Genomic DNA, 26,522 nt, shown 5'->3' with positions numbered 1-26,522 from the left:
ACGCCTATTTGGTTATTTGACAACATGCCCCAATCCCGAGCCGTTTCACCTGTTCGCCCTGTCAATGACTTCAAGAATGCTTGTTGGCGCAAGGCCTGGCTGGTGCTCATCGTGGGGCTGGTGGCCTGTTCTGCAGCTCCTGAGCGGGCCGAGGGGGACGGGGAAGGACACGCTTTCGCACAGCAGGTGGCCTTGAGCCACGCGGCCGCGCGGCACTTGACCACACCGCCGAGTGCGTTGAACTGGCAGTCGTTTGCCTTGCCGGGCAAGCGCCATGTGGTGTTCGAACCCGTGGAGGTGTTGGCCCGGCCCGCGCTTCGCGTGAAAGCGGACAGCTCGGTGAGCATCTTTCGACGCCAGTTCGAACCGACGCTCAGCCAACCGGGGCGCATCTCGTTTTCGTGGCGGGTGGACGCGCTGCCCGAGGGGGCGGATCTCGCGGCTGCCGACGCCTCGGATTCGCCGGTGGGCGTCGTGCTCGGGTTCGAGGGCGATCGCACGCGCTGGTCGCCAAAGATGCACCGACTCTCGGAAATGAGCCGCTTGATCACGGGTGAGGAACTGCCCTATGCAACGCTGGTGTACGTGTGGGGCAACCGGGAGGCGCCGGGCACCGTGGTGGTGAATCCGCGCACCGATCGCATCCGCAAACTGGTGCTCGACAGTGGCACCCGAGATGTGGGCGTGTGGCGTGACCACGTCCGCGACGTGCGTGCCGATTTTCGACTGGTGTTTGGCGAAGAGCCAGGCCCGCTGCGGGTGGTGGCCTTGATGACCGACACCGACAACACGCGCAGCGCGCTCACCGCGTGGTATGGGCCGCTGGAGCTGCGTGTCGCCGAAGAACGCAGGCCTTGAAAAGCCTCTGAAGATCCGGGGTGGCGATGCGGGTTACCCCCGGATCGACAGCGGGAACGTTTGTTGCATAGTTCTCGCTCGTCTTCACTGATCAGGGTATCTCCATGCATTCCAACTTTTCCCATGTCCGCGTGGCCGCTTTGTCGCTGGCTCTTGCGGTGACCGCCAGCGGCCTGCAGGCCAAGACCTTCAAATGGACCAGCGCCAGCGACATCCCGACCTGGGACATCCATTCGCAGAACAACGCGCTGGCCAACGGCATTCACGCGTCGGTGTACGAGTCGCTCGTGTACTACAACAGCAAGACCTTCAAGCCCGAGCCGATCCTGGCCACCGCCTGGAAGCAGGTCACGCCGACACAACTGCGCCTCAACCTGCGCACCGGCGTGAAGTTTCACGACGGATCCACCTTCTCGGCCGACGACGCGGTGTTCTCGATCGAGCGCGCGATGACCAAGACCTCGAACTTCGGCATTTATGCGCAGGGCATCGACAAGGTGGTCAAGGTGGATGCGAACACCATCGACATCTTCACCAAAGACCCCAACCCGGTGCTGCTGAACCAGCTCACCGAGCTGCGCATGATGAGCAAGGCCTGGGCCGAGAAAAACAACTCGACCTCGCCGAAAGACATCAAGACGCAAGATGAAAACTTTGCCCACCGCAACGCCAACGGCACCGGTCCGTTTGTGTTGAAAGAGTGGCAGCCCGACCAGAAGATGGTGCTCACGCGCAACGCCAACTGGTGGGGCAAATCCGAGGGCAACGTGACCGAGGTGATCTACACGCCTGTGAAGGCGGTGGCCACACGCATGGCAGCGCTGCTGTCAGGTGAGGTGGACCTCGTGCTCGACCCGAGCCCGCAAGACCTGCCGCGGGTGCGTTCCGAGGGCACGCTCAAGGTGATCGACGGGATTGAGAACCGCACCATCTTCTTCGGCATGGACCAGTTCCGCAACGAACTGCCGGGCAGCAACATCAAGGGCAAGAACCCGCTGAAAGACCAGCGCGTTCGCAAGGCGCTCTACCAGGCCATCGACATGAACACCATCGCCCGCGTGACGCTGCGCGGTCTGGGCCAGCCCACCGGCGCGCTGGTGGCTCCGCAGGTGAACGGCTGGACGGAAGCGGTGCACAAGCGCTATCCGTTTGACGTGGCCGCCGCGCAAAAACTGCTGGCCGACGCGGGCTACAAAGACGGCTTCGAGGTGGACTTTGCCTGCCCGAACAACCGCTACATCAACGACGAGCAGATCTGCCAGGCGGTCACCGCCATGTGGGCGCGCATCGGAGTGAAGGCCAAGCTGCGCACACTGCCACTGTCGACCTACTTCCCGATGATCCAGCGCTATGAAGCCAGCATCTACATGCTGGGCTGGGGCGTACCCACGTTCGACGCGCTCTACAGCCTGCAGTCGCTGGTGCGTTCGGTGGGCGCGGGCGGTGACGGCAACTACAACGTGGGCCGCTACAGCAACCCGCAGATGGACGCGCTGGTGGAGCGCACCAAGAAGGAAACCGACCTGAAACTGCGCACCGAATTGCTGACCAAAGCCCTGACCTTGCAGAACGAAGATGTGGCGCACATCCCGCTGCACAACCAGGTGATTCCGTGGGCGATGAAGAAGAACATCGACGTGGTGCACCGCGCCGACAACCGGCTGGACTGGCGCCTGATCAAGGTAAACTGATTTCAGCCCATAGGCAGAGGGTCGTTCACCCCGCGGTGCGACCCTCTCTTCATTTGTACCCACGATGTTTGCATTCATTCTCCGGCGGTTGGCGCAAGCCGTGATCGTCATGGCCAGCGTCGCGCTGATCGCTTTCATGCTCTTTCAATACGTGGGCGACCCGGTGGTGTTTTTGCTGGGGCAGGACGCCACCGCCGATCAGATCCGCGAGTTGCGCGCCGACCTCGGTCTGGACCAACCTTTCTTCGTGCAGTTCTGGCATTTCCTGGCCAATGCGGTGCAGGGCGAATTCGGGCTGAGCTTGCGCCAGGGTGCCAAGGTGTCCCGCCTGATCGCCGAGCGCCTGCCGGCCACGCTGGAACTGGCCACCGTGGCTGCGGTGCTGGCGCTGGCGGTGGGGATCCCGATGGGGGTGTACGCCGCACTCAAACGGGGCACCTTCATGAGCCAGTTGTTCATGACCGTGTCGCTGCTCGGCGTGTCGCTGCCCACCTTCCTCATCGGCATCCTGCTGATCCTGGTGTTCGCGGTGAACCTGGGCTGGTTTCCCAGCTTTGGTCGGGGCGACGTGATCCAGCTGGGCTGGTGGTCCACCGGCTTGCTGACAGCCAAAGGATGGCTGCACATCACCTTGCCGGCCATCACGCTGGCGATCTTCCAGCTCACGCTGATCATGCGGCTGGTGCGCGCTGAAATGCTGGAGGTACTGCGCACCGACTACATCAAGTTCGCCCGCGCCCGCGGCCTGACCGATCGCGCTGTGCACTTCGGCCATGCGCTGAAAAACACGCTGGTGCCGGTGATGACCATCACGGGGCTGCAGCTCGGAGGCCTGATCGCGTTTGCCATCATCACCGAGACGGTGTTCCAGTGGCCCGGCATGGGGCTGTTGTTCATTCAGGCGGTGACGTTTGCCGACATTCCCGTGATGGCCGCCTACCTGTGCCTGATCGCATTGATCTTCGTGGTGATCAACCTGATCGTGGACCTGCTGTACTTTGCGGTCGACCCGCGCTTGCGCGTTGAAAAATCCGGTGGCCACTGAAACCGAACCGACATGTTGACCCCCCGCATCAAGGCCCACGGTCGTGCGTTCGCACACATCGCCGCCTTTCACCCCGAACTCACCGCGCTGCGGCGCGACCTGCACGCCCACCCCGAAATCGGCTTTGAAGAACACTACACCGCGCAACGTGTGGTGGAGTCGCTCAAGGTGTGTGGTGTGGACGAGATCCACACCGGCATCGGCAAGACCGGTGTGGTGGCGGTCATCCACGGTCAGCGCCGCGCGAGCGGCCGCATGATCGGCCTGCGTGCCGACATGGACGCGCTGCCCATGACCGAGCACAACGACTTCGCCTGGAAGTCCACCAAGCCCGGGATGATGCACGGCTGCGGCCACGACGGTCACACCACCATGTTGGTCGGCGCCGCGCGCTATTTGGCCGAAACGCGCCAGTTTGACGGCACGGCGGTGCTGATCTTCCAGCCTGGCGAAGAAGGCTTCGCCGGCGCCAAGGCGATGATCGAAGACGGGCTGTTCGAGCGCTTCCCGGTGCAGTCGGTTTACGGCATGCACAACTGGCCTCAGATGAAGCCCGGCACCGTGGGCGTGAACCCCGGGCCGATGATGGCCTCGGCCGACCGCATCACGATCGAGGTCACCGGCAAGGGCGGCCACGGCGCGCACCCGTACCAGACGGTGGACCCGGTGCTGGTGTCGGCCCACATCATCACCGCGGTGCAGAGCATCGTCTCGCGCAACGTGCGCGCCATCGACAGCGCGGTCATCAGCATCTGCGCCATGCAGGCCGGCGACATGGGGGCTTTCAGCGTGATGCCCGGCAAGGCCACGCTGGTGGGCACGGTGCGCACCTTCAACGCCGAAGTGCAGAACATGATCGAGCAGCGCCTGCAAGAGGTGTGTTCGGGTGTGGCGCTGGGCCTGGGTGCCGCGGCGCACGTGAAGTACGAACGCATCTACCCGGCCACCATCAACAGCGCTGCAGAGGCGCGCTTTGCGGCCGACGTGGCGCAGAAGCTGCTGGGCCACGACCACGTGGACCGCAACATGGACCCGAGCATGGGGGCCGAAGACTTTTCGTTCATGTTGCAGGCCAAACCCGGCGCCTATCTGCGCCTGGGGCAGGGGCTGGAGAGCGGCATGGGCGGCTGCTATCTGCACAACAGCCGCTACGACTTCAACGACGAGGTGCTGCCTCTTGGCGCTGCGCTGCATGCCGGCCTCGTCGAACACGGCATGCCGCTGGCCGAAGCCACGGACAAAGCTGTGCCGACAACTTCCCCACTTTCCAACCACGCAAGGAGCGATGCATGAAGTTCAACAAGACGCTGGTCACGGGCCTCGTGATGGCCGCTGTGTTCACCATGGGCTCTGCCCAGGCCCAGACCATCCGCATCGGCAACCAGGGTGACGCGCTCTCCATGGACCCTCACTCGCTCAACGAATCGTTGCAGCTCAGCGTGACGAACAACGTCTACGAACCGCTGGTGGGCCGCGACCGCAACCTGGGTCTCGTGCCGGCACTGGCCACCAGCTGGAAGCAGACCTCGCCCAGCGTGTGGCGGTTTGAGTTGCGCAAGGGCGTGAAATTTCATGACGGCGCTCCGTTCACTGCCGATGACGTGTTGTTCACGTTTGCGCGTGCCTCAGGTGAGGGCTCGGACATGAAGAGCTACACCAACGACGTGAAGGAGATCCGCAAGGTCAACGACTTCGCGGTCGAGATCGAGACCAAGGGCCCGTTTCCGATCCTGCCCGACGTGCTTTCGCTCTTGTTCATCATGAACAAGAAATGGTCTGAAGATAACCAGGCCACGCGTCCGGTGGACCGCCGCAAGGGCATTGAAAACGCGGCTTCGTTCCGTGCCAACGGCACCGGTCCGTTCCGCCTGCGCGAGCGCCAACCGAACATCAAGACCAGCTTCGTTCGCAACGGCAACTACTGGGGCAAGATCGAAGGCAATGTCATCAACGTGGAGTACACGCCCATCGGCAACGACTCCACACGCGTGGCCGCGCTGCTCTCAGGCCAGGTGGATGTGATCGAGCCCGTGCCCCTGCAGGACGTGGCGCGCATCAACGCCAGCGGCAAGAGCAAGGTGATGCAGGGCCCCGAACTGCGCACCATCTTTCTCGGCATGGACCAGAAACGTGACGAGTTGCTGTTCTCCAACGTGAAGGGCAAGAACCCGTTCAAGGACAAGCGCGTGCGCCAGGCGTTTTACCAGGCGATCGACATCAACGGCATCCAGCGCACCGTGATGCGCGGCGCCTCCAAACCCACGGCGCTGATGGTGGGCCCGGGCATCAACGGCTTTGACGAGTCGATGAACACCCGCCTGCCCTACGACCCCGACGCGGCGAAAAAGCTGCTCGCCGAGGCGGGCTACCCCAACGGCTTCGAGGTGGCCATGAACTGCCCGAACGACCGCTATGTCAACGATGCCGGTGTCTGCCAGGCGGTGGCAGCCAGCCTTGCGCGGGTGGGTGTGAAGATCCAACTGCAGGCCGAGACCAAGGGCACCTACTTCCCCAAGATCCTCAAGCGCGACACCAGCTTCTACATGCTGGGCTGGACGCCGGGTACCTACGACTCGCACAACGCCCTGAATGCGCTGATGCGCTGCGTGGACGACAAGGGCAGCGGCCAGTTCAACCTGGGTGCGTACTGCAATCCCAAGCTGGACGAGCTCACCGTGCAGATCCAGTCGGAAACCGACAAGGCCAAGCGCGACGCCCTCATCAAGCAGGCTTTCAAGCTGCATTCCGACGACATTGGCCACCTGCCGCTGCACCAGCAGGCGCTGGCCTGGGGCGTGGCGAGCAACGTGACCTTGGTCCAGATGGCCGACAACTTCATGCCATTCCGCTACATGTCCGTGAAATAGAAGCCCCCCTGCGCCGCCTGCGGCGGCTTCCCCCCGGTGGGGGGACGCTCGCTGGGGCCGGCGGAGCCGGACCCTCGCGAGCCTTGGGCTGGCGCTCTCTCACTCGATGCACTCTTAGGAATTCACGTTGACTTCTCTTCTGCACCGCTGGTTCGACAGCGATGTCGGCCACAGCTTCCGAACCTCACCCACCGCCATCGTGGCGGCGGTGATTGCGTTCATCTGCGTCTTCTGCGCCGTGTTTGCGCCTTGGGTCGCACCGCACAACCCGTTTGATCTCGCCACGCTGGAACTCTCCAACGCTCGCCTGCCGCCTGCGTGGAGTCCCGAGGGGTCGCGCAATTTCCTGCTGGGCACCGACGACCAGGGCCGCGACATCCTGTCGGCGCTGATGTACGGCGCGCGTATCTCGTTGGCGGTGGGTCTGGCCTCGGTGGTGCTGTCGGTGTTCATCGGCGTGTCGTTTGGTCTGGCTGCCGGCTTCCTGGGTGGCTGGGTCGACGCTGTGCTCATGCGCCTGTGCGACGTGATGCTGTCGTTTCCTTCCATCCTTGTGGCGCTACTCATTGCCGGTGTGGGCCGCGCGCTGTTTCCCAACGCGCATGACGCCCTGGCCTTCGGTGTGCTCATCATTTCGATCACGCTCACCGGGTGGGTGCAGTACGCGCGCACCGTGCGCGGCTCCACGCTGGTGGAACGCAACAAGGAATATGTGCAGGCCGCGCGCGTGACCGGCGTGGCGCCGCTGCGGATCATGCGCAGCCATGTGCTGCCCAATGTCATGGGGCCGGTGCTGGTGCTGGCCACGATTCAGGTGGCCACGGCCATCATCACCGAGGCCACGCTGTCCTTTCTGGGCGTCGGGGCGCCGCCCACCTCCCCGTCGCTGGGCACGCTGATCCGCGTGGGCAACGACTATCTGTTCTCCGGCGAGTGGTGGATCACCATCTTCCCCGGCGCCATGCTGGTGCTGATCGCACTCAGCGTGAATCTGCTCGGCGACTGGCTGCGCGATGCATTGAACCCGCGACTCCGATAAAACATGAGCCTTCTTCAAGTCAAAAACCTCGTCGTCGAATTTCCCGGCCGCCGCGGCACGCTGCGGGCGCTTGACGAGATTTCCTTCGACATCGCACCGGGTGAAATCCTCGGCGTGGTGGGCGAGTCCGGCGCAGGCAAGTCGCTCACCGGTGCTTCCATCATCGGCCTGCTCGAACCACCGGGGCGCGTGGCTTCTGGCGAGATCCTGCTGCACGGCCAGCGCATCGACAACCTGCCCCACGAAGAGATGCGCAAGGTGCGCGGGCGCAAGATCGGCGCGATCTTCCAAGATCCGCTGACCTCGCTCAACCCGTTGTACTCGGTGGGCCGCCAACTCATCGAGACCATCACCACGCACCTGCCGGTCAGCCAGGCCGAAGCGCGCACACGCGCCATCGAATTGCTGAAAGACACGGGCATCCCGGCGGCCGAGCAGCGCATCGACCACTTTCCGCACCAGTTCAGCGGCGGCATGCGCCAGCGGGTGGTGATTGCACTCGCACTCGCTGCCGAGCCGCAGCTCATCGTGGCCGACGAACCCACCACCGCGCTCGACGTGTCCATCCAGGCGCAGATCATCACGCTGCTCAAGACCATCTGCAAACAGCGCGGCGCTGCGGTGATGCTGATCACGCACGACATGGGTGTGATCGCCGAAACCTGCGACCGCGTGGCCGTGATGTACGCCGGGCGCATTGCCGAGATCGGCCCGGTGCACGAAGTCATCAACCACCCGGCCCACCCGTACACCAAGGGCCTGATGGCCTGCATTCCCGACATGAGCATGGACCGCGAACGCCTGCACCAGATCGACGGCGCGATGCCGCGCCTCAATGCGATCCCGGCCGGCTGCGCCTACAACCCGCGCTGTGAAAAGGTGTTCGACCGCTGCCACGTGGACCGGCCCGACCTGTTGATGGCGGGTGCCACGCGTGCTGCTTGCTGGCTGCATGCCGACGCAGGGGCTTCGGCATGAGTTCGGACATGTTCGAGCGGGCCGTGCAGGCCCAGGCGACCAAGGTGCAGACGGCCGAGACCCGCGCCGCCGTTTCTGCGGCGACCCTGGATGCTGCCAACGCCGCGCCGCTGGTGCGCGCCACCGACCTGGCCAAGACGTTTGATGTGTCGGCGCCGTGGCTCAACCGCGTGATCGAGCGCCAGCCGCGGCAATTGCTGCGCGCCGTCGACGGTGTGTCTTTCGACATCCCGCGTGGGCAGACACTGGCGTTGGTGGGCGAATCGGGTTGCGGCAAAAGCACGGTGGCGCGCTTGCTGGTGGGTTTGTACGAACCCACGCGCGGTGGTTTTGAGTTCGACGGGCAGGACGCGCACGCTGCGTTCAAGACGCCCGAGGGCCGCAAGCTGCGCCGACGCATCCAGATGATCTTTCAGGACCCCTACGCCAGCCTGAACCCGCGCTGGCGTGTGGAAGACATCATTGCCGAGCCGCTGCGCGAACACGAGATCGTGACCGACGCGGCCGCGCTGCGCGACCGGGTCGACGAACTGCTCAAGTCGGTCGGCCTGTCGCCGCTGGACCGCGTGAAGTACCCGCACCAGTTCTCGGGCGGCCAGCGCCAGCGCATCTCGATTGCGCGCGCCCTGGCCACGCAGCCCGAGTTTCTGGTGTGCGACGAGCCCACCAGCGCGCTGGACGTGAGCGTGCAGGCGCAGGTGCTCAACATCATGAAGGACTTGCAGCGCCAGCAGGGGCTCACCTATCTTTTCATCAGCCACAACCTGGCCGTGGTGCGCCACGTGAGCGACCAGGTGGGCGTGATGTACCTCGGCCGGCTGGTCGAGCTGGCTCCCAAGCACACCCTGTTCGACAGCCCGCGCCACCCCTACACGCGCATGCTGCTGGACGCGATTCCGAAGATGCACGACACGGGCCGCGCACGCACACCGGTCTCCGGCGAAGTGCCCAACCCGCTGAATCCACCCACCGGCTGCGCCTTCAACCCGCGGTGCCCGCACGCCAACGACCGTTGCCGCAACGAACGGCCCAATCTGCTCACCCTGGGTGGCATCCGCATTGCTTGCCACGCGGTGGAGGAAGGGCGGATCTGACCTCGGCGTTTCCCCAAAATGGGGGAGTGTTCTGGCGAGGGATTTCTCTTACTCTGTGTGGAGTTACGCGAACGGCATGTTTGGCCCGCTGTGGGCTGGCACCGTGCAGCACCTCGACAGGAGCGCATCATGGTCAAGCAAATGGGCTGGATGGTCGTGGCTTTGGTTTCTGCCAGCGCGTGGGCGCAGGTCGACGGGGTGAGCAGGCCGGTGGCGAAGGTGGGTGATGTCGCGGTTTACGCGGTCGAACAGTGAGCGGACAAGCGCATGTTCGACGAGACCGTCACCGTCACGTCGGTGGATCAGACGCACATCAAGAGCAGCCACGTCAGACCCATCCGCAATCCGCCTGAAATGGAAAGCGTCGTCACCCTGGATTGGGGCACGGTGGTCTCCGGCGCCAGTGGCACGCGTTTCGACCCACCGATCGCGGGCTTCAAATTCCCGCTGGTGGTGGGCGATGGCTGGAAATCCAGCTTCGTGGGCGAGGGCAACAACGCCAAAAGCAAGACCGATCTTGAGTTCAAGGTGGTGGCGCGCGAGAAAGTGAAAACGCCGGCCGGCGAGTTCGACACCTTCAAGATCGAGTCTGGAGGGTGGATCAACGGCGTTTCCTGGTCGGGTGCCATCCGCATGTCCGAGGTGCGCTGGCATGCGCCGTCGATTGGTCGGGTGGTGAAATCCGAGTACAAGGATTTCCGGGGTGGCCAGCTGTGGACCCACACGGTCAGTGAGCTCAATTCCTTCAAGCCGGCGCCTTGAGGCCGGCAGACGCCCTCAGGCGTAGCGTTTGCTTTTCAGGTTGTTCTTCATTTCCTTGAGCAGCGGCTGCAGCTTGGTGCCACCGATGCGCAGCGCCAGGCAGGTGGCCACGATGTCGATCACCATCAGGTGCATCAGGCGCGAGGTCATGGGGCTGTAGCGGTCGTAGCCCTCGGGGTGGTCGGCCGAGAGGTGGATGTGGCCGGCCTGCGCCAGCGGTGTGCCGCTGGTGGTGATGGTGATCACGGTGGCGCCGTGCTTTCGCGCAATGTCGGCCGCGTCCATCAGGTCGCGCGTGCGGCCCGAGTTCGAGACGATCACCACGCAGTCGCCCGGGCCGAGCAAGGAGGCGCTCATCACCTGCATGTGGCCGTCGCTGTAGGCAATGGCGTTGATGCCCAGGCGAAAGAACTTGTGCTGCGCGTCCTGCGCCACGATGCCCGAATTGCCCGCGCCATAAAACTCGATGCGGCCCTTGTGTTTGTAGGTGGCCACGAGCGCATCCACCACCTTTTCGATCGCGTGGCTGGACGCGTCGTTGCGGTACTTCAGGAACGCCGCCACCGTGTTGTCGATCACCTTGACCAGCACGTCGCTGGTCTTGTCGTCCACGTCCACGCTGCGGTGGATGAAGGGCACACCTTCGCTCACCGTGCCCGCCAGCTTGAGCTTGAAATCGGACAGGCCGTCGTAACCCATGCTGCGGCAAAAGCGCACCACGGTGGGCTTGCTCACGTGCGCGCGGTCGGCGAGTTCGGTCACGGGCAGGCTGGCAAAGGTGCGTGGGTCCAGCAGCACGAGCTTGGCCACACGTTGCTCGGCAGGCGCCAGCGAGGGCAGGGAAGCTTTGATCCGGTCGAGCATGGAGAGCACCTGGTTACAGCAGAAGGTGAAATTTTATTACCAACATTGTTCGATAATGCGTTCCATGAACCAACTCGACGCGCTCAAACAATTCACCACCGTGGTGGCCGACACCGGCGATTTCAAGCAGATCGCCGCGTTTGCGCCACAGGACGCCACGACCAATCCCTCGCTCATTCTCAAGGCGGTGCAAAAGCCGGAGTACGCGCACCTGCTGAAAGACGCAGTGGCAACCTATGGTGCCCAGGGACTGGACGAGGTGACGAACCGTTTGCTGGTGCGCTTTGGCTGCGAGATCCTGGAGCTCATCCCCGGACGTGTGTCGACCGAGGTGGACGCCCGTCTGAGTTTCGACACCGAAGCCACGGTGACCCGAGCACGGCGCATCATCGATCTGTACCAGGGCGAGGGTGTTCACGTGGACCGCGTGCTGATCAAGATCGCCTCCACCTGGGAAGGCATCCAGGCCGCCGCCCGGCTGGAGCGCGACGGCATCCACACCAACCTCACCTTGTTGTTCTCGTTTGCCCAGGCGGTAGCCTGTGGTCAGGCCAAGGTGCAGCTGATTTCACCGTTTGTGGGCCGCATTTACGACTGGTACAAAAAGACCGCCGGAGCGGGCTGGGACGAGGCGGCGATGGCCGGCCCCAACGACCCGGGCGTGCGGTCGGTGCGCGCCATCTACGAGTTCTACAAGAAGCACGGCATCAACACCGAGGTGATGGGTGCGAGCTTTCGCAACGTGGGGCAGATCACGGCGCTGGCGGGTTGCGATTTGCTGACCATCAGTCCGGAGCTGCTGGCCCAGCTGGCTGCGAGCGAGGCGCCCCTGAGCCGCGCGCTCGATGCCGCAGCCGCCAAGGCCATGGACATTCCTTTTGTGACCCACGACGAGGCCAGCTTCCGCTTTGCCTTGAACGAGGACGCAATGGCCACCGAGAAGTTGTCCGAGGGCATTCGCGCTTTCGTTGCCGACACCATCAAGCTCGAAGCCCTGATGCGCTGAGCTTGCTCGTTGGCCTGGAGCGCGTGGGCGCCCGGGTGGGCCGGACGGCTCATCAGCCGCTGCGCGTCAGCAAATCGCCGTCCGGCCCACCCGGGCACCCACGCTTTGGGCAAGCGAGAGGCAGAAGAAGAGAGACGGCAATGAAAAAACCCCGCGAGTTGCCTCGCGGGGTTTTTTCTTGGGGGGTTCCTGTCAGCCTGCAGCGATGCATTCCGACGCAGCATGAGGCGCCAGGCCAAGGCGCAAGGGCGTAAACAGTGGCAGCGCCACGGCAAGCCCTTGCAACGCCGGCATGGCGTCTCAGGCAAGGAGAACTTACATGCCCATGCCGCCCATGTCGCCCATGCCCATTCCGCCGCCACCCATGCCACCAGCAGGCGCGTCATCCTTCGGGGACTCGGCAACCATGGCTTCGGTCGTGAGCATCAGGCTGGACACCGAAGCGGCGTTCTGCAGCGCGGTGCGGGTCACTTTCGTCGGGTCCAGAATGCCCATTTCGATCATGTCGCCGTAGGTGTCGTTGGCAGCGTTGAAGCCGTAGTTGCCTTTGCCAGCCAGGATGGCGTTGACCACCACGCTGGGCTCGCCACCGGCGTTGGCCACGATCTCGCGCAAGGGCGCTTCGATCGCCTTGAGCACCAGCTTGATGCCGGCGTCCTGGTCGGCGTTGTCACCCTTGATGGTGCCAGCGGCCTGACGTGCGCGCAGCAGGGCCACGCCACCACCGGCGACGATGCCTTCTTCCACCGCAGCGCGCGTGGCGTGCAGGGCGTCTTCGACGCGGGCTTTCTTTTCCTTCATCTCGACTTCGGTGGCAGCGCCCACCTTGATCACGGCAACGCCGCCGGCCAGCTTGGCCACGCGCTCTTGCAGTTTCTCGCGGTCGTAGTCGGAGGTGGCTTCTTCGATCTGCACGCGCACTTGTTTCACGCGGGCTTCGATGTCAGCGGCAGCGCCGGCACCGTCGATGATGGTGGTGTTTTCCTTGCCCACTTCGATGCGCTTGGCAGAACCCAGGTCGGCCAGGGTCACCTTTTCCAGCGTCATGCCGACTTCTTCGGCAATCACTTTGCCGCCGGTCAGGATGGCGATGTCTTCCAGCATGGCTTTGCGGCGGTCGCCGAAGCCAGGGGCCTTCACAGCCACAACCTTCAAGATGCCGCGGATGGTGTTCACCACCAAGGTCGCCAGGGCTTCGCCTTCGACGTCTTCGGCAATGATCAGCAGCGGACGGCCAGCCTTGGCCACCTGCTCCAGCGTGGGCAGCAGGTCACGGATGTTGGAGACCTTCTTGTCGTACAGCAGCACGAAAGGGTTGTCCAACAGGGCCGACTGCTTCTCGGGGTTGTTGATGAAGTAAGGGGACAGGTAGCCGCGGTCGAACTGCATGCCTTCGACGACGTCAAGCTCGTTCTGCAGCGATTTGCCGTCTTCCACGGTGATCACGCCTTCTTTGCCCACTTTGTCCATGGCGTTGGCGATGATGTCGCCGATGCTGGAATCGCTGTTGGCGGAAATCGAGCCGACCTGGGCGATTTCCTTGCTGGTCGTGGTGGCCTTGGAGGCCTTCTTCAGCTCGGCGATCAGGGCTTCCACAGCCTTGTCGATGCCGCGCTTCAGGTCCATCGGGTTCATGCCGGCGGCCACGTACTTCATGCCTTCGCGCACGATGGCCTGGGCCAGCACGGTGGCGGTGGTGGTGCCGTCACCGGCGTTGTCGGAGGTCTTGGAAGCAACTTCCTTGACCATCTGCGCGCCCATGTTCTGAAGCTTGTCCTTCAGTTCGATTTCCTTGGCCACGGACACACCGTCCTTGGTCACAGTGGGGGCGCCGAACGAGCGCTCGAGCACCACGTTGCGGCCTTTGGGGCCCAGGGTGACCTTGACGGCGTTGGCCAGGATGTTCACACCCTCGACCATGCGTGCGCGGGCTTCTCCGCCGAAAATGACGTCTTTTGCTGCCATGTTGATTTCTCCGGAATTCAGTTAAAAGGAATGAAAAGAGAGGATTTACTTCTCAACGACTGCGAACAGGTCGTCTTCTTTCATCACCAGCAGTTCGTTGCCATCGACCTTGACGGTCTGGCCGCTGTACTTGCCGAACAGAACGCGGTCACCGACCTTGACGTTCATGGCGGACAAATCGCCTTTGTCGTTTTTCTTGCCAGGACCGACGGCCAGGATCTCGCCCTGGTCGGGCTTCTCTGCGGCGGCGTCGGGGATGACGATGCCGGAAGCGGTTTTGGTTTCGCTGTCAATGCGCTTGACGATCACGCGATCGCCGAGAGGACGAAGGTTCATTGCATCTCCTGGAGTTGGTACGGATGGAAAAAGGATTCAGGTCGGCGGTGCCGGCTTGGGGCCGAAAGATGCCGCCGATCACTTGGGGGAAGCTTGTTAGCACTCATCCCCAGCGAGTGCTAATGATAAGGGCGAGGCGGGGGGTTTACAAGGTCGGTCGGGATTTTTTCACCCGTGCGTCCCGGGATTGGGGTGGCCTTGCCGCTCGGCAGGTGCCTTCAGGCGGCGACGGGGGAGCCCGAAAACAGCGTGGTGTGCAGTTCGCACAAGCGCGTCTTGTCTTCCTCCAGCACCAAGGCCAGCATGGCCCTTTGAAGGCTGGTCGCTGCCTGCCGGCGCGCTGCATTCCCCACTTCCTCGTCGCAGCCCTCTGCAACGATCGACAGCAACTTCTGCATGCGCAGCTGCACTTCCGGCACTGCGGCGCCGTCCCGCGCGATGGGATCAAACGCCTGGTGGATGAAGTCGGCCGGGTCCAGGGGTACGAGCGTCAGTCGGTCCAGCGGCGTTTCCCGGGCAACTGGGTCGGTGGGGGTGTCCACCAGCACCCGCGTGATGGTGTTCATGGCAGCAATGGCCGTGCCGGGGTCGTTGACGGCGGGTGACAAGGCGCGCTGCGCCACCTCGCACAGCACGATCAGTCCGAAGCGCGGGTCCTGGTCGAAGCTGCGGCCGTCGCCCAGCACGAAAGTCTGACGCAGCGCGTCGGGGTCGGGGTCGGGTTTGTCGTTGTCAGCACCCGCCTCGACGATCACCAGAACGGTGCCGGGGTGGACCAGCTGGCCCGGGCGCACGCGCACGTGCAACCGGGCCGAGGCCGCCACCGCCTGCTCTTGCAGGGTCTGCATGTCGATGTGGCGCAGGTAACCCACCTTGTTTGCGCGCACCGGCGCGCCTGTCGGCATGGGCCCATGCGCTGTGCGTGCCCCCATGCCGGGTGAACGTCGGTAAGCGTCCATGGCACCCACCGCCGCGGTTTCGAGTTTGGCCAGGGTGTTCTCCATTCGGCCCAGCACCGAGAGCGTTTTCACCCAGCGCACCAGTGTCACGATCAGGTAGAGCAACACACCCATGGTGCAGACGAACAGGATGAAACGTCCGGTGCCTCCGTACAGGCCGAGTCCCAGCGCGGTGTTGGCGATGATCGCGTAGATGAAGGCCGAGATGAAGGTGGTGATGGCGTTCTGCGTGTCCGAATCACCGGCCACCAGCTGGATGGCGCGCGGTGATGCGCCCACAGCCGCCGAGGAGAACGCCGCCACCATGATCGACAGCGAGAACGTGGCCACGCCCAGCATGCTCGATGCGATGACCCCGAGCAGGTTGTCGAGCGTGCTGCGTTCGATGTCGGGAAGCAGGCCTGCCGGGATGAGGCGGTTGCCCACGGCCGCCACCAGCGCGATCAGTACCGCCACCACGCTGCCCACGGCGGGCTTGACCCAAAGGCGGTTTTCGGCGGCTTTCAACCAGATGAGGGCGCGGTACAAGGACATGCTTCAAAGCATAGGTGATTTGGCGCCCGGCCCCCGACTGTCTCCCCGGGCACGGCCCAGTTCCGGCCTGCCATCTCGAGCGCTTACGATCCTGACATGGATTGTTACAACCACCCCCCCGATCCGTCCCCCGGCTTTGCGGTCCTGTTTCGCTCGCTCGCGGGCCTGTCCGTGCTCTTGCTCGGCCTCTGGCTGGCGCTGTGGCCGGACCTTGCCCGCGCCGCGTCCAACGAAACCGATGTCACGCTGCAGGCGCGCCACTGGACCGATCCGTCCGGCCGCCTGGGCATCGACGAAGTGGTCCGGCGCGCGGACGGCGATTTTGAAGCCATCGTCGACTACCGCAGCTTCCAGCCTGGTGCCGGGGCGCTGTGGTTGCGTCTGGACCTGCCACTGCGCGACACCACCCGCCGCTGGTACCTGATGCTGAGCGCGGGGGCCTTCACCAACCTCGCCACGCTGTACACCGCCAACCCGTCCGGCGGGTGGACGGCCCAGCAGGCGGGCGACCACCTGCCCGTGTCGCAGTGGGACCACCCGGACCAGACGCCGGTCTTTCTGGTGGACCCCCAGGCCGCCGGCCCCGTGTGGCTGCGGCTGGAAAACCACCCGGCACCGCTGAGTCCGCGCCTGGTCCTGCTGGACGAGCGGCAGTTGCAGGACACACGGCAATGGACCTTCCTCATGGTGGGCGGCTACCTGGGTTTTGGCCTGCTGGTGCTGTTCCTGGGCTGGGTGCATGCCCGTCTGTATGCCGACCGGGCCTTTGTTGCGTATTGCTGTTATGTCGCCTGCATGCTGGGCTTTCAGGCTGCCTTCACCGGCGTGGGCGGGCTGTTTTTCTGGCCCGGCCACGCGGCGTGGAACGACGCGGCGCCGGCCGTGTTCATGCTCTGGTTGACCGCCTCGGGCATCTGGTTCGTGCGCGAGGTCTGCGTGGTCTCTCGACACAGCCGGAGGGTCGACCGTATCGTGCTGGCGTGGTCGGTGTTCGGCCTGTTGTTCCCGGCGGCCTACCTGCTGCTGCTGAACCAGCCGGCTTTCATCGTGCTCAACCTCTACGGCTTGCTGTCGGTGTTGCTGAGCTTCGGCTTGTGCATCTGGACCTGGCGCCGCGGCGAGACCTACGCGGGCTGGATGGCGCTGGGTTTTCTGCCGGTGCACCTTGCGTATCCGTTCCCAGCGCTGCGCAGCGCCGGCGTGCTGCCTGACAGCTGGGCCACGCAGTATGCGGTGCTGATCGGCTCGGCGATCGAGATCCCGCTGTTGCTCTACATCCTGCATCGCCGCGCCAAGGACTTCAGCGAAAACCGCGCGCGCCTGCGTGCGATTGAAAGCACCGACCCCTTGACCGGTCTGACGATTGCGCCGGTCTTGCTGCTGCGCCTGCGCGACGCCTTGCGCCGCGCGCGCCGGTACGACCACCGTTTCGGGCTGGTGCTGGTGGAGCTGTCCAACCACGCTGCCATCGTCGATCGCGAGGGACGCGAGGCGGGGGACCGGGCGCTGGTGGTAACGGCTTCGCGATTGTCGGCCGTGGTGCGCGACGTGGACACGGTCTGCCGCATCGGCGAAACCCGCTTCGCGGTGCTGGTCGAAGGCCCTGAAGACCTCAAGCTGCTGGGCCAGCACATCGTGGCCAAAGGCCTGGAGCGGGTGCCCCAGCTGCCGGCCGACATGGCCTTGCGTTTTCGCCTGGTGTCGGCCGCACTGCCCGACGAGGCCGATGGATCGGTGGATGACACGTTCTTGATGGAGCGCCTGAATCACGCGTTGGACCGGCTTGCGGACGATCCTCGCAAGGTGGTGTTGCACCTGCCCCAGGCGGTTTGACCCGGCCCGACTTCAGACTTCAGAAGTGGGCGAGGTAGCCGCCGTCCACCACCAGGGTGTGCCCGGTCACGTAGCTGGCCGCCGGTGACGCCAGGAACACGGCGGCGCCCGCGATTTCGTCGGCCCGGCCCCAGCGGCCCAGCGAGGTGCGTTGCTGCAACCAGGCCAGGGTCTGCGCGTCGCCTGTCATGCCGGCGTTGGCTTCGGTCGCAAAGAAGCCGGGCGCAATGGCGTTGACGTTGATGCCATCCGGGCCCAGTTCGGCGGCGAGCGCCCGGGTGAGGGCTTCGAGGGCGCCCTTGCTGGTGGTGTAAGCGGCATCGCCGGCGCGGGCGATCGGCCCGGCGATGGAGGTCACGTTGATGATGCGGCCGAAACCCTGCGCCCGCATGGGCCGGGCGGCTTCGCGGCACAGGTGCCAGGCCGACACCAGGTTGGCCTCCAGCATGTCACGCAAGGCCTGGGAGGGCAACTGTTCCAGCGGCTGCCGACGGCGCTGCCCCACGTTGTTGATCAGGATGTCCAGGCGGCCGTTTTCGGCCAGCACGCGGGCCACGGCGGCTGTGGCCGCGGTCTCATCGGTCACATCGAACGGCAATGCGTGGACGCGGGCGCCGTGGGCGCCTGCCTGCTCGACGGCCGCGTTCAGGCTGTCGGCGTCGCGCCCGTTGAGCCACACCTCGGCGCCGTGGGCGGCGAGTGCGGTGGCCATGGCCAGGCCCAGGCCACGGCCGGCGCCGGTGACCAGGGCCACGCGGCCGTGCAGGGAGAAGAGAGGGAAGGGTGTCGGGGCGGTGGGAATCACGCGCGAATTATCGGCGCGTACCCCGACCGCCGCGCGGCGCGGCTCAAGCGGTGAGTTCGGCCATCGCGGATTGCGGGAACGCCAGCTCGGGCTCCAGGGTCTCCAGCGGCAGCGTGAAGTAGAAGGTGCAGCCTGCGCCCGGCGCGGTTTCCGACCAGATGCGGCCACCGTGGCGGTCGATGATGCGCTGCGCCAGGGCCAGGCCGGTGCCGGTGCCTTCGAAGTCCATCGAATGGTGCTGGCGCTGGAACATCACGAACAGGTTGTGCGCCTTTTCCAGGTCGAAGCCGGCGCCGTTGTCGCTCACGAAGAAGGTGCGTCCGCCCAGCGGGTTGACCTTCCAGCCCACCTTGATGACCGCATCGCTGCGCTTGGCGGTGTATTTCACTGCGTTGTCGAGCAGGTTGCCCCAGGCCTGGGCCAGCAACATGGCATCGCCGCGCACCATGGGCAGGTCCTCGTCGACGGTCCATTCGATGTGGCGGTCCGGGTGTTCCTGCTTCAGGTGGGCAATCACGCCGTGCAGCAGGGGCGCCATCGGCACCGGTTGCGATTCCAGCGTCACGCGGCCCAGGCGCGCGTATTCGAGCAGGCCTTCGATCATCAGGCTCATGCGTTTGGACGCTTTGGCGATCGAGGTCTGGTACTGGCGGGCCAGGTTGTCGGTGGATTCGCCGGTCTGTTCCTGCAGCAGGCTCACGAAGCTGGCGATGTGGCGCAGCGGCGCGCGCAGGTCGTGCGAGACCATGTGCGAGAACACGTCCAGGTCCTTGTTGGCCGCCACCAGCTGCTGCGTGCGTTCGGCCACGCGCTTTTCCAGTTCGCGGTTGAGGTCGTTCATCACGTCCTCGAGGCTCTTGGCCGCGGTCATGTCGCGTGTGATGCTCGAGAGGCCCTGCAGTTCGCCCATTTCATTGCGCAGCGCGGTGAGCACGGTGTGTGCCCAGAAGCGCGAACCGTCCTCGCGCAGGCGCCACCCGCGCGACTCCCACTGGCCGTGCTCCTTGGCCAGGCGCAGCACCTGGCCGGGATCGACCTCGTCTTCGCCCGCGTTGTCGGTGCACAAAAGGGTTTCGTAGGACTGCCCGACGATCTGCGTGCGCTGGTGGCCATGCAGGCGCTGCGCGCTTTCGGTCCAGTCGACGACCGTGCCGGCCTCGTCCACGAAATAGATGCAGTAGTCCTGGATGGCGTCGACCATCAGGCGGTAGCGCTGCTCGCTGGCAAACAGCTCTTCCGAGCGTTCACGCACGCGTTCTTCCAGGTCCTGGTTGGCGTGCAGCACAAATTCTTCGGTGCGCCGGCGTTCGGTGATGTCGTGCAACTCGATGAACAGACCTTCGATCTCGCCGTTCTGCACATCGGGCAGATAGTGGATCTCGAAGTAGCTGCGCCCGCCGTCCGCCGCGGTGCGTTCGGCTTCGAAGTTCTGGGTCTGGCCGCCCAGCGTGGCCAGCACGCGCGGCATGATTTCGGGCAGCACCTCGGGTCGCACCACCTCGCTCAGGTGCGAGCCCACCATGTCTTCGGGCTTCTTGCCATAGCGCTGGGCGTGCGCGTTGTTGGCAAAGCGGCAGATGAGGTTCTTGTCGTAGTAGGCCAGGCGGGCCGGAATGCGGTCGGTGATGCTGCGCAGGATCGCGTCTTGCGGCGCATCGGCGTTGTGACTGGCCGGCACATTGCCCAGATCGGACACCACCGTGCTGGTGTGCAGGAAGCGGCCCTCGGCGTCGTACACAGCGGTGGACGTGAGCCGGGCCTGCAGGAAATCGCCATTGGCGCGGCACAGCGACAGCGTGAGCGGCTCGGTGCGGCCGCTGATCAGCAGCTGTTCCACGTGCTGGGAGGCCGGGCCGCGGGACGCGGGCGCGGCCAGATCGGTGAGCTTTCTGAACATCACCACTTCGTCGCGGTCCGTGCCCAGCCAGTCCAGCAAGGTCTGGTTGATGTTGACGCAGCGCAGCTCGGCGTCCAGCGCCAACAGGCCGCAGGGCGCGTTGTCGTACAGGGCGCGGGCGGCGCTCAGGGCGGCCAGCAATTCGTCGGTGATGGGTGCCAACTGCTGCTCAGTGGTCGTTGCAGAGGTGTCCATGGGGAAGGCTCCTGGTCGGTTCGGATCGGGGCAATGCATTTGCTCGTACTTCCTTATCGGACGCTGGCGGCAAAAATTCAGCGGGGCCCGATCACCGGAAAACGGGGTGAAACGGAGGCATTTCCGACGAAAAAAAGCCCCGGCGCTTGCGCACCGGGGCTTTTGCGGGGATTTGTAAGTGAATGCTTACAGTCCGGCAGCCTTCTTGAGAGCGGCGGCGCGGTCGGTGCGCTCCCAGAAAAACTCGGGCTCTTCGCGGCCGAAGTGGCCGTAGGCGGCGGTCTTGGTGTAGATCGGGCGCAGCAGGTCCAGCATCTGGATGATGCCTTTGGGACGCAGGTCAAAGTGTTCGTTCACGAGTGCGGCGATCTGCTCGTCGGGAATCACACCCGTGCCTTCCGTGTAAACCGTCACGTTCATCGGGCGGGCCACGCCGATCGCATACGCCACCTGGATCTGGCACTGCTTGGCCAGGCCGGCGGCCACGATGTTCTTGGCCACGTAGCGCGCGGCATACGCCGCCGAGCGGTCGACCTTGGACGGGTCCTTGCCGGAGAAGGCACCACCGCCGTGCGGGCAGGCGCCGCCGTAGGTGTCCACAATGATCTTGCGGCCGGTCAGGCCACAGTCGCCCTGCGGGCCACCAATGACGAAGCGACCGGTTGGGTTGATCAGGAACTTGGTGTCTTTCAGCCATTCCTTGGGCAGCACCGGCTTGATGATCTCTTCAATGATGGCTTCATTGAACGAGGCCTTCATCTTGGTGGGCGTCTCGCTCTGGTCGGGGCTGTGTTGGGTGGAGAGCACCACGGTGTCGATGCTGTGCGGCTTGCCGTCCACGTAGCGCATCGTCACCTGGCTCTTGGCATCGGGGCGCAGGAACGGCAGGCGGCCGTCCTTGCGCAGCTGGGCCTGGCGCTCCACAAGGCGGTGCGCGTAGTAGATCGGGGCGGGCATCAGCTCGGGCGTCTCGTCGCAGGCATAGCCGAACATCAGACCCTGGTCGCCGGCGCCGGTGTTGAGGTGGTCGTCGGACGCGTGGTCCACGCCCTGGGCGATGTCGTTGGACTGCTTGTCATAGCAGACCATGACCGCGCAACCCTTGTAGTCGATGCCGTACTCGGTGTTGTCGTAGCCGATGCGCTTGAGCGTGTCACGTGCGACCTGGATGTAGTCCACATGCGCGTTGGTCGTGATCTCGCCGGCGAGCACCACCAGACCGGTGTTGCACAGCGTCTCGGCGGCCACGCGGCTGCGGGGGTCCTGCTCAAAAATTGCGTCGAGAATCGCGTCGGAGATCTGGTCGGCGACCTTGTCGGGGTGGCCTTCAGAGACGGATTCGGAGGTGAAAAGAAAGTCGTTCGCCATGGTTAAACTCCAAGTTGGTTGATCGGCGTTGCCGGTCTGTCAGAGTTCGGCGAACGCTTTAGCGGAATTTGTGAATCGCCCCGCAATTAGTTCAGTAACTCGGCGATGGGCGGATTCTAGACCATGGTTTGAGCCCCGCCCTGTCACCCACCTTCGCCTTGGCCCCGCTGATCCACCTCCTTTTTCGCGCCTTCAGCCTGCTGCCCTTGCCCGTGCTGCACGCGCTGGGCTGGGTGCTCGGCTGGGCCAGCTTTCTGCTCTCAAGCCGCTACCGTCGCCGTTTGCTCGCCCATGCGAAGCAAGCCGGGTATTCCACCGGGGTGGCGCTGCGATCGGTGGGTGAAGCCGGCAAGCTGGTGGCCGAGCTGCCGCGGCTGTGGCTGGGCCGCCCGGTGCCTGTGGGTTGGGAGGGTGCCGCTCACATCGAGGCAGCCCAGGCAGGAGGCTCGGGTGTGTTGTTCCTCACGCCGCACCTGGGCTGTTTCGAGATCACCGCGCAGGCCTATGCCCGGCGATTTGGCGAGCGCCACCCGATGACGGTGCTGTTTCGCCCGGCGCGGCAGGCGGCCATGCGCGATCTGGTGAGCGGCGCCCGGCAACGTCCGGGTTTGCTCACCGCCCCCACCACGCTGGCGGGTGTGAAGCAGCTCCTCAAGGCGCTCAAGGCGGGCGACGCGGTGGGTCTGTTGCCCGACCAGGTGCCGCCCGACGGCCAGGGCGTGTGGGCGCCGTTTTTCGGGCGCGACGCCTACACCATGACGCTCTCGGCGCGGCTGGCACAAGCCGGTCAGACGCGGGTGCTGGTCAGCTGGGGTGAACGTTTGAGCTGGGGCAGGGGCTACCTGGTGCACGTCCGGGCGTTCGGGCCGCTGGACAGCGACCCGGTGCGGGCGGCCGGCCAGATCAACCGGGCCATGGAAGCGCTGGTGCGAGAATGCCCGGCGCAATACCTCTGGTCGTACGACCGTTACAAGACCCCACCGCCCGCTCGCTGATGTCCCAGCCCCTTCCCGTTTCCGAGCATCAGCTGCCTCCCGGCGGCATCGCCAACCGCCTGGGTCTGGTCTTCATGCACATGCTGGCGAGCCTGCCCCTGTCGTGGGTGCGCGCCCTGGGCTGGCTGCTGGGCCAGGCGCTGCATCTGGTGGCGGCGCGCCGCCGCCGCATTGCGCTCACCAACTGGGGTTTGTGTTTTCCCGAGCAAGGCGCTGCCGAGCGCCAGCGCGCGGTGCGCCAACACTTTGTGTTTTTTGCCCAAGCCTGGCTGGACCGCAGCTGGTTGTGGGAGGCCAGCGATGCCACCATCCGCCGCCGTCTCAAACTCACCGGCGACCTGCAGGCGCTCGCCGGCAACGAACCCACGGTCTTGTTCGCCCCGCACTTCGTGGGCATGGACGCCGGCTGGACCGCGCTGACCGCGCACCTGGATCGGCGCTTCTGCGGCATCTACGCCGAGCAGCTCAATGCCGATGTGGACCGCTGGATGTCGCAAGGCCGCCAGCGTTTCGGTGAGCCGCACATCGTGGCCATGCGCCAGGGCCTCAAACCGCTGGTGGCCGCCTTGCGACAGGGCCTCCCGATGTACCTCCTGCCCGACATGGATTACGGCACGCGGGACTCGGTCTTCGTGCCTTTCTTCGGCGTGCAGACCGCCACCATCACCTCGCTTTCGCGCTTTGCGCGCATGGCCCGGGCGCGTGTGGTGCCGGTGGTCAGCCGCCTGACGAAAGAGGGTTACGAAGTCACGGTGCATTCGCCCTGGGCCAACTACCCCACGGGCAATGTGGAGGCCGACACGGCCACGATGAACACGTTTCTTGAAGGCTTCATCCGCGCCACGCCCGAGCAGTACTACTGGGTGCACAAGCGCTTCAAGACGCGGCCCGAGGGCGAGCCCTCGTTCTACGCCGGCCTCTGAGCGCTGCGGCTCAGTCCCCCAGAAAAGCCGCGATCAGCGCCGCCACCTGTCGAGGTTGCTCATGCACGATCCAGTGCGTGGCGCCGGGCACGCGTTCAATGCGCAGGTCGGGTACAAAGCCTTGCAATCCATCGAGCAGGGCCTCGGGCAAGGCGGTGTCGCCCAGCCCCCAGACCACCAGCGTGGGCACGTTCACCGTCACCCGCTCGCGCGGCAGCTGCACCGCCGCCGCGCCGGGATCGCTGGCGGCGGGTGGGCGCAGGGGCGAGGCCGCGTAGTAGGCGCAAGGGCCGTGCAGCCCCTGGCGCCAGACAGCCCGGTAGCGGTCCCGGGTGGCGTCGTCCAGCCAGGCCAGCGGCCCGCTGTCGGCCGCCATGTTGGTGAAAAAAGGCCACAGGCGCGCGAAATCGTTCTCGGCCAGCAGGGCCGCTGCATCCGGGCGCGCCAGGAAGTTCATGTAGGCGCTTGACGCCTGCTGCTCCGGTGAGTTCGCGAGTTCGCGCTGGAAGGTGGCGGGGTGGGGCGCGTTGACGATGGCCAGCCGGCGCATGGACGCGGGACGCTGAGCGGCCACGCTCCACGCCAAGGCACCGCCCCAGTCGTGTGCCACCAGGCAAGCCAGTTGGCCTGGGGTGGGGCTGTCCTGGGTGATGACCTCGATCAGCGCGGTGAGGTCCTGCACCAGTGGCTTGGCGCGGTAGGCCGCCACGTCGGCGGGCGCACTCGACTGCTCAAAGCCGCGCAGGTTGGGCGCCACGCAGCGGTATCCTCCATGCTCGGGCTGTGCGAAATGCGCCAGCAGTTCGTCCCACACAAACGCGGCTTCCGGGAAACCGTGCAGGAACAGCAACACCGGCCGGCCGCGTTCACCCGCGGCTCGGCAGCTCAGTGTGATGCCGTGCGGCAGGGTCTGTTGAAAGGTGTCGATCATGGCGGGCTGCCTCCGTGGGCCCGCACACGGTCAATCGAGGGCGGGCGGCTCGTCTTCGGGTTCTTCGGCCGCGGCCGGTGCGACCACGGCAGGGCCGTCTTCGTGCGTCCAGCGCCAGAGCATCTGGGCCACTTCATCCAGCCCCTTTTTCTTCAAGGCCGAGAAGAGTCTCGCCTCGCCGCCACCCGACTGCAGTCGCGCAATCGACAGTGCCTTTTGAGCTTCGGCGTGGTTGAGCTTGTCGGATTTGGTGAGCAGCACCAAAAACTTCAGGCCCTCCTGGACGCGCGGGCGGATCACTTCGAGCAGGATGTCGTCGAGTTCGGTCAGGCCCAGGCGCGGGTCGATCAGCAGCACCACGCCCTTGAGGTTTTCGCGCGTGAGCAAATAGTTGCCCATGACGCGCTGCCAGCGCAGCTTGGCCTCGCGCGGCACCGCCGCGTAGCCGTAGCCCGGCAGGTCGGCCAGCACGGCGTCGGTGACACCCTGTTTGCCGAGTGAGAACAGGTTGATGCTCTGCGTGCGCCCTGGCGTCTTGGAGGCAAAAGCCAGGCGCTTTTGCTGCGTCAGGGTGTTGATGCAGGTGGACTTGCCGGCGTTGGAGCGGCCGACAAAGGCCACCTCGGGCACCGTGAGAGGAGGCAGGTGTTCGAGCTGCGGGGCGGTGGTGAGGAAGCGGGCGGTGTGCAACCATCCGTGCGCGATCTTCACGTCGGGGTTCAGCGGATCGGTGGGTTTTCCAGCGTTGGGTGTCCGGGCTTGGGGGCTTTTGGCGTCCGCGGACGGGGAAGCAGGGGGGGTGGCTGGAGTGTGGTTCTGGGTCATTGGGGGGTTTTCCCGAGAGGGCATTGTAAAATCGAATGGCTGTAACCAGACAGATCGCGAAATTCTTCAACCCGAACACGTCGCTCGCGACGCCCGTCCCGTCATGAAATTGCCTGTTTCCCTTCTTTGCGCCGCCGCTGCCGTGGCTTTGTCGTTCAGTGTTCAGGCGCAGTCGGTCAAACCCGATCTGGCCAAAGGCGCAGCATCCTATGGCCAGGTCTGTGTGGCCTGCCACGCGGCCGACGGCAACTCCACCACGCCGGTGAACCCCAAGTTGGCGCAGCAGCACCCCGAGTACCTGGTCAAGCAGTTGCAGGAATACAAGTCGGGCAAGCGGGACAACGCGATCATGAAGGGCATGGCCTCCGGCTTGTCCGATGAAGACATGCGCAACATCGGTTTCTGGCTCGCCTCGCAGAAAGCGACGCCCGGAGCGGCCACCGACAAGGATCTGGTGGCGCTGGGCGAGCGCATTTACCGCGGCGGCATCCCAGACCGACAGATTGCGGCCTGCGCTGGTTGCCACAGCCCCAACGGCGCCGGCATTCCGGCCCAGTACCCGCGCCTCTCGGGACAGCACGCCGAATACACCGAAACCCAGCTCAGGCATTTCCGCGATGGCACGCGCGCCAACAACGCACAGATGACGGGCGTGGCCGCCAAGATGAACGACCGCGAAATCAAGGCGGTGTCCGACTACATCGCCGGCCTGCGCTGAGATGCAACCGGGGCGTTTGCCCTCGGTCGCCTTC

At 65.0% G+C, this 26,522-nt stretch carries 24 protein-coding genes; 15 read left to right on the top strand and 9 right to left on the bottom strand.

Translation table 11 applies throughout. The features are described 5' to 3' along the window. Positions 1–192 precede the first annotated feature (192 nt). The 10 genes from BSY239_RS15490 (at position 193) to BSY239_RS15450 (ending at position 10,334) form a co-directional block, all read left to right on the top strand. Entirely contained in the window at positions 193–858 is a 666-nt protein-coding gene (locus BSY239_RS15490) for a DUF3047 domain-containing protein (protein WP_172823117.1), read from the top strand. Between the two features lie 104 nt (positions 859–962). After that, a complete protein-coding gene (locus tag BSY239_RS15485) occupies positions 963–2,549 on the top strand; it encodes an ABC transporter substrate-binding protein (protein WP_069047576.1) in 1,587 nt (528 codons plus the stop codon). Positions 2,550–2,613: 64 nt separating this feature from the next. Further along, positions 2,614–3,594 carry an ABC transporter permease gene (locus BSY239_RS15480; RefSeq protein WP_069047575.1) on the top strand — a complete coding sequence of 327 codons (981 nt, stop codon included), beginning with the start codon at positions 2,614–2,616 and terminating at the stop codon, positions 3,592–3,594. Positions 3,595–3,606: 12 nt separating this feature from the next. Continuing rightward, positions 3,607–4,887 carry a M20 aminoacylase family protein gene (locus BSY239_RS15475; RefSeq protein WP_069047574.1) on the top strand — a complete coding sequence of 427 codons (1,281 nt, stop codon included), beginning with the start codon at positions 3,607–3,609 and terminating at the stop codon, positions 4,885–4,887. Between the two features lie 32 nt (positions 4,888–4,919). After that, entirely contained in the window at positions 4,920–6,461 is a 1,542-nt protein-coding gene (locus BSY239_RS15470) for an ABC transporter substrate-binding protein (protein ID WP_442905805.1), read from the top strand. Positions 6,462–6,588: 127 nt separating this feature from the next. Further along, positions 6,589–7,500 (top strand): ABC transporter permease, encoded by a 912-nt coding sequence (locus tag BSY239_RS15465; protein WP_069047572.1) that lies wholly within the window; start codon positions 6,589–6,591, stop codon positions 7,498–7,500. A 3-nt stretch (positions 7,501–7,503) separates the two neighbouring features. Beyond that, a complete protein-coding gene (locus BSY239_RS15460; RefSeq protein WP_069047571.1) occupies positions 7,504–8,478 on the top strand; it encodes an ABC transporter ATP-binding protein in 975 nt (324 codons plus the stop codon). Further along, a complete protein-coding gene (locus BSY239_RS15455; RefSeq protein ID WP_236944082.1) occupies positions 8,475–9,572 on the top strand; it encodes an ABC transporter ATP-binding protein in 1,098 nt (365 codons plus the stop codon). The genes BSY239_RS15460 and BSY239_RS15455 overlap by 4 nt, the downstream gene beginning before the upstream one ends. A 129-nt stretch (positions 9,573–9,701) precedes the next feature. Beyond that, positions 9,702–9,827 (top strand): hypothetical protein, encoded by a 126-nt coding sequence (locus tag BSY239_RS22985; RefSeq protein WP_257784865.1) that lies wholly within the window; start codon positions 9,702–9,704, stop codon positions 9,825–9,827. A 12-nt stretch (positions 9,828–9,839) separates the two neighbouring features. Further along, a complete protein-coding gene (locus tag BSY239_RS15450; protein ID WP_069047570.1) occupies positions 9,840–10,334 on the top strand; it encodes a TapB family protein in 495 nt (164 codons plus the stop codon). Positions 10,335–10,349: 15 nt separating this feature from the next. Here BSY239_RS15450 and BSY239_RS15445 read toward each other — a convergent pair whose 3' ends face one another. After that, the gene (locus BSY239_RS15445) at positions 10,350–11,198 is read right to left on the bottom strand and encodes a MurR/RpiR family transcriptional regulator (protein WP_069047569.1); all 849 of its coding nucleotides are present in this window, start codon (positions 11,196–11,198) and stop codon (positions 10,350–10,352) included. Positions 11,199–11,262: 64 nt separating this feature from the next. Here BSY239_RS15445 and tal point away from each other — a divergent pair, with 64 nt between their 5' ends. Continuing rightward, on the top strand, positions 11,263–12,204 hold the full coding sequence (tal, locus tag BSY239_RS15440) for a transaldolase (RefSeq protein WP_069049022.1): 942 nt from the start codon (positions 11,263–11,265) through the stop codon (positions 12,202–12,204). Positions 12,205–12,519: 315 nt separating this feature from the next. On the opposite strand, the gene groL is transcribed toward tal, so the two are convergent. The 3 genes from groL to BSY239_RS15425 form a co-directional block, all read right to left on the bottom strand. Then, entirely contained in the window at positions 12,520–14,169 is a 1,650-nt protein-coding gene (gene groL, locus BSY239_RS15435; protein WP_069047568.1) for a chaperonin GroEL, read from the bottom strand. 45 nt (positions 14,170–14,214) lie between these two features. Continuing rightward, a complete protein-coding gene (gene groES / locus BSY239_RS15430; RefSeq protein ID WP_069047567.1) occupies positions 14,215–14,505 on the bottom strand; it encodes a co-chaperone GroES in 291 nt (96 codons plus the stop codon). Positions 14,506–14,723: 218 nt separating this feature from the next. Then, positions 14,724–15,998: a DUF2254 domain-containing protein gene (locus BSY239_RS15425; RefSeq protein ID WP_083240007.1), complete on the bottom strand. Its 1,275-nt coding sequence runs from the start codon at positions 15,996–15,998 to the stop codon at positions 14,724–14,726. Positions 15,999–16,094: 96 nt separating this feature from the next. On the opposite strand from BSY239_RS15425, the gene BSY239_RS15420 reads away from it, so the two are divergent. Next, the gene (locus tag BSY239_RS15420; RefSeq protein WP_069047566.1) at positions 16,095–17,831 is read left to right on the top strand and encodes a sensor domain-containing diguanylate cyclase; all 1,737 of its coding nucleotides are present in this window, start codon (positions 16,095–16,097) and stop codon (positions 17,829–17,831) included. Between the two features lie 19 nt (positions 17,832–17,850). Here the strand turns inward: BSY239_RS15420 and BSY239_RS15415 are convergent, their stop codons facing one another. The 3 genes from BSY239_RS15415 to metK form a co-directional block, all read right to left on the bottom strand. Continuing rightward, on the bottom strand, positions 17,851–18,633 hold the full coding sequence (locus BSY239_RS15415) for an SDR family oxidoreductase (protein WP_069049020.1): 783 nt from the start codon (positions 18,631–18,633) through the stop codon (positions 17,851–17,853). Positions 18,634–18,679: 46 nt separating this feature from the next. Continuing rightward, complete coding sequence (locus tag BSY239_RS15410; RefSeq protein ID WP_069047565.1) at positions 18,680–20,728, bottom strand: PAS domain-containing sensor histidine kinase; 2,049 nt, start codon at positions 20,726–20,728, stop codon at positions 18,680–18,682. Between the two features lie 186 nt (positions 20,729–20,914). Then, positions 20,915–22,096, bottom strand: coding sequence for a methionine adenosyltransferase (metK, locus tag BSY239_RS15405; RefSeq protein ID WP_069047564.1), 1,182 nt, complete (start codon positions 22,094–22,096; stop codon positions 20,915–20,917). A 158-nt stretch (positions 22,097–22,254) separates the two neighbouring features. Here metK and BSY239_RS15400 point away from each other — a divergent pair, with 158 nt between their 5' ends. Further along, the gene (locus BSY239_RS15400; RefSeq protein WP_083240203.1) at positions 22,255–23,091 is read left to right on the top strand and encodes a lysophospholipid acyltransferase family protein; all 837 of its coding nucleotides are present in this window, start codon (positions 22,255–22,257) and stop codon (positions 23,089–23,091) included. Continuing rightward, positions 23,091–24,014, top strand: a complete 924-nt coding sequence (locus BSY239_RS15395; protein WP_083240005.1) for an LpxL/LpxP family acyltransferase — start codon at positions 23,091–23,093, stop codon at positions 24,012–24,014. Before BSY239_RS15400 ends, BSY239_RS15395 begins: the two co-directional genes overlap by 1 nt. A 10-nt stretch (positions 24,015–24,024) precedes the next feature. On the opposite strand, the gene BSY239_RS15390 is transcribed toward BSY239_RS15395, so the two are convergent. Continuing rightward, on the bottom strand, positions 24,025–24,945 hold the full coding sequence (locus tag BSY239_RS15390) for an alpha/beta fold hydrolase (RefSeq protein WP_069047563.1): 921 nt from the start codon (positions 24,943–24,945) through the stop codon (positions 24,025–24,027). A gap of 30 nt (positions 24,946–24,975) precedes the next feature. After that, positions 24,976–25,770 (bottom strand): ribosome biogenesis GTP-binding protein YihA/YsxC, encoded by a 795-nt coding sequence (yihA, locus tag BSY239_RS15385; RefSeq protein WP_083240004.1) that lies wholly within the window; start codon positions 25,768–25,770, stop codon positions 24,976–24,978. Positions 25,771–25,873: 103 nt separating this feature from the next. On the opposite strand from yihA, the gene BSY239_RS15380 reads away from it, so the two are divergent. Beyond that, positions 25,874–26,488: a c-type cytochrome gene (locus tag BSY239_RS15380; protein WP_069047562.1), complete on the top strand. Its 615-nt coding sequence runs from the start codon at positions 25,874–25,876 to the stop codon at positions 26,486–26,488. The last annotated feature ends 34 nt before the right edge of the window (positions 26,489–26,522 follow it).

This window comes from Hydrogenophaga sp. RAC07 (genome assembly GCF_001713375.1).
Taxonomy (GTDB): domain Bacteria; phylum Pseudomonadota; class Gammaproteobacteria; order Burkholderiales; family Burkholderiaceae_C; genus Hydrogenophaga.
This window is presented reverse-complemented; position numbering and strand designations above follow the sequence as displayed.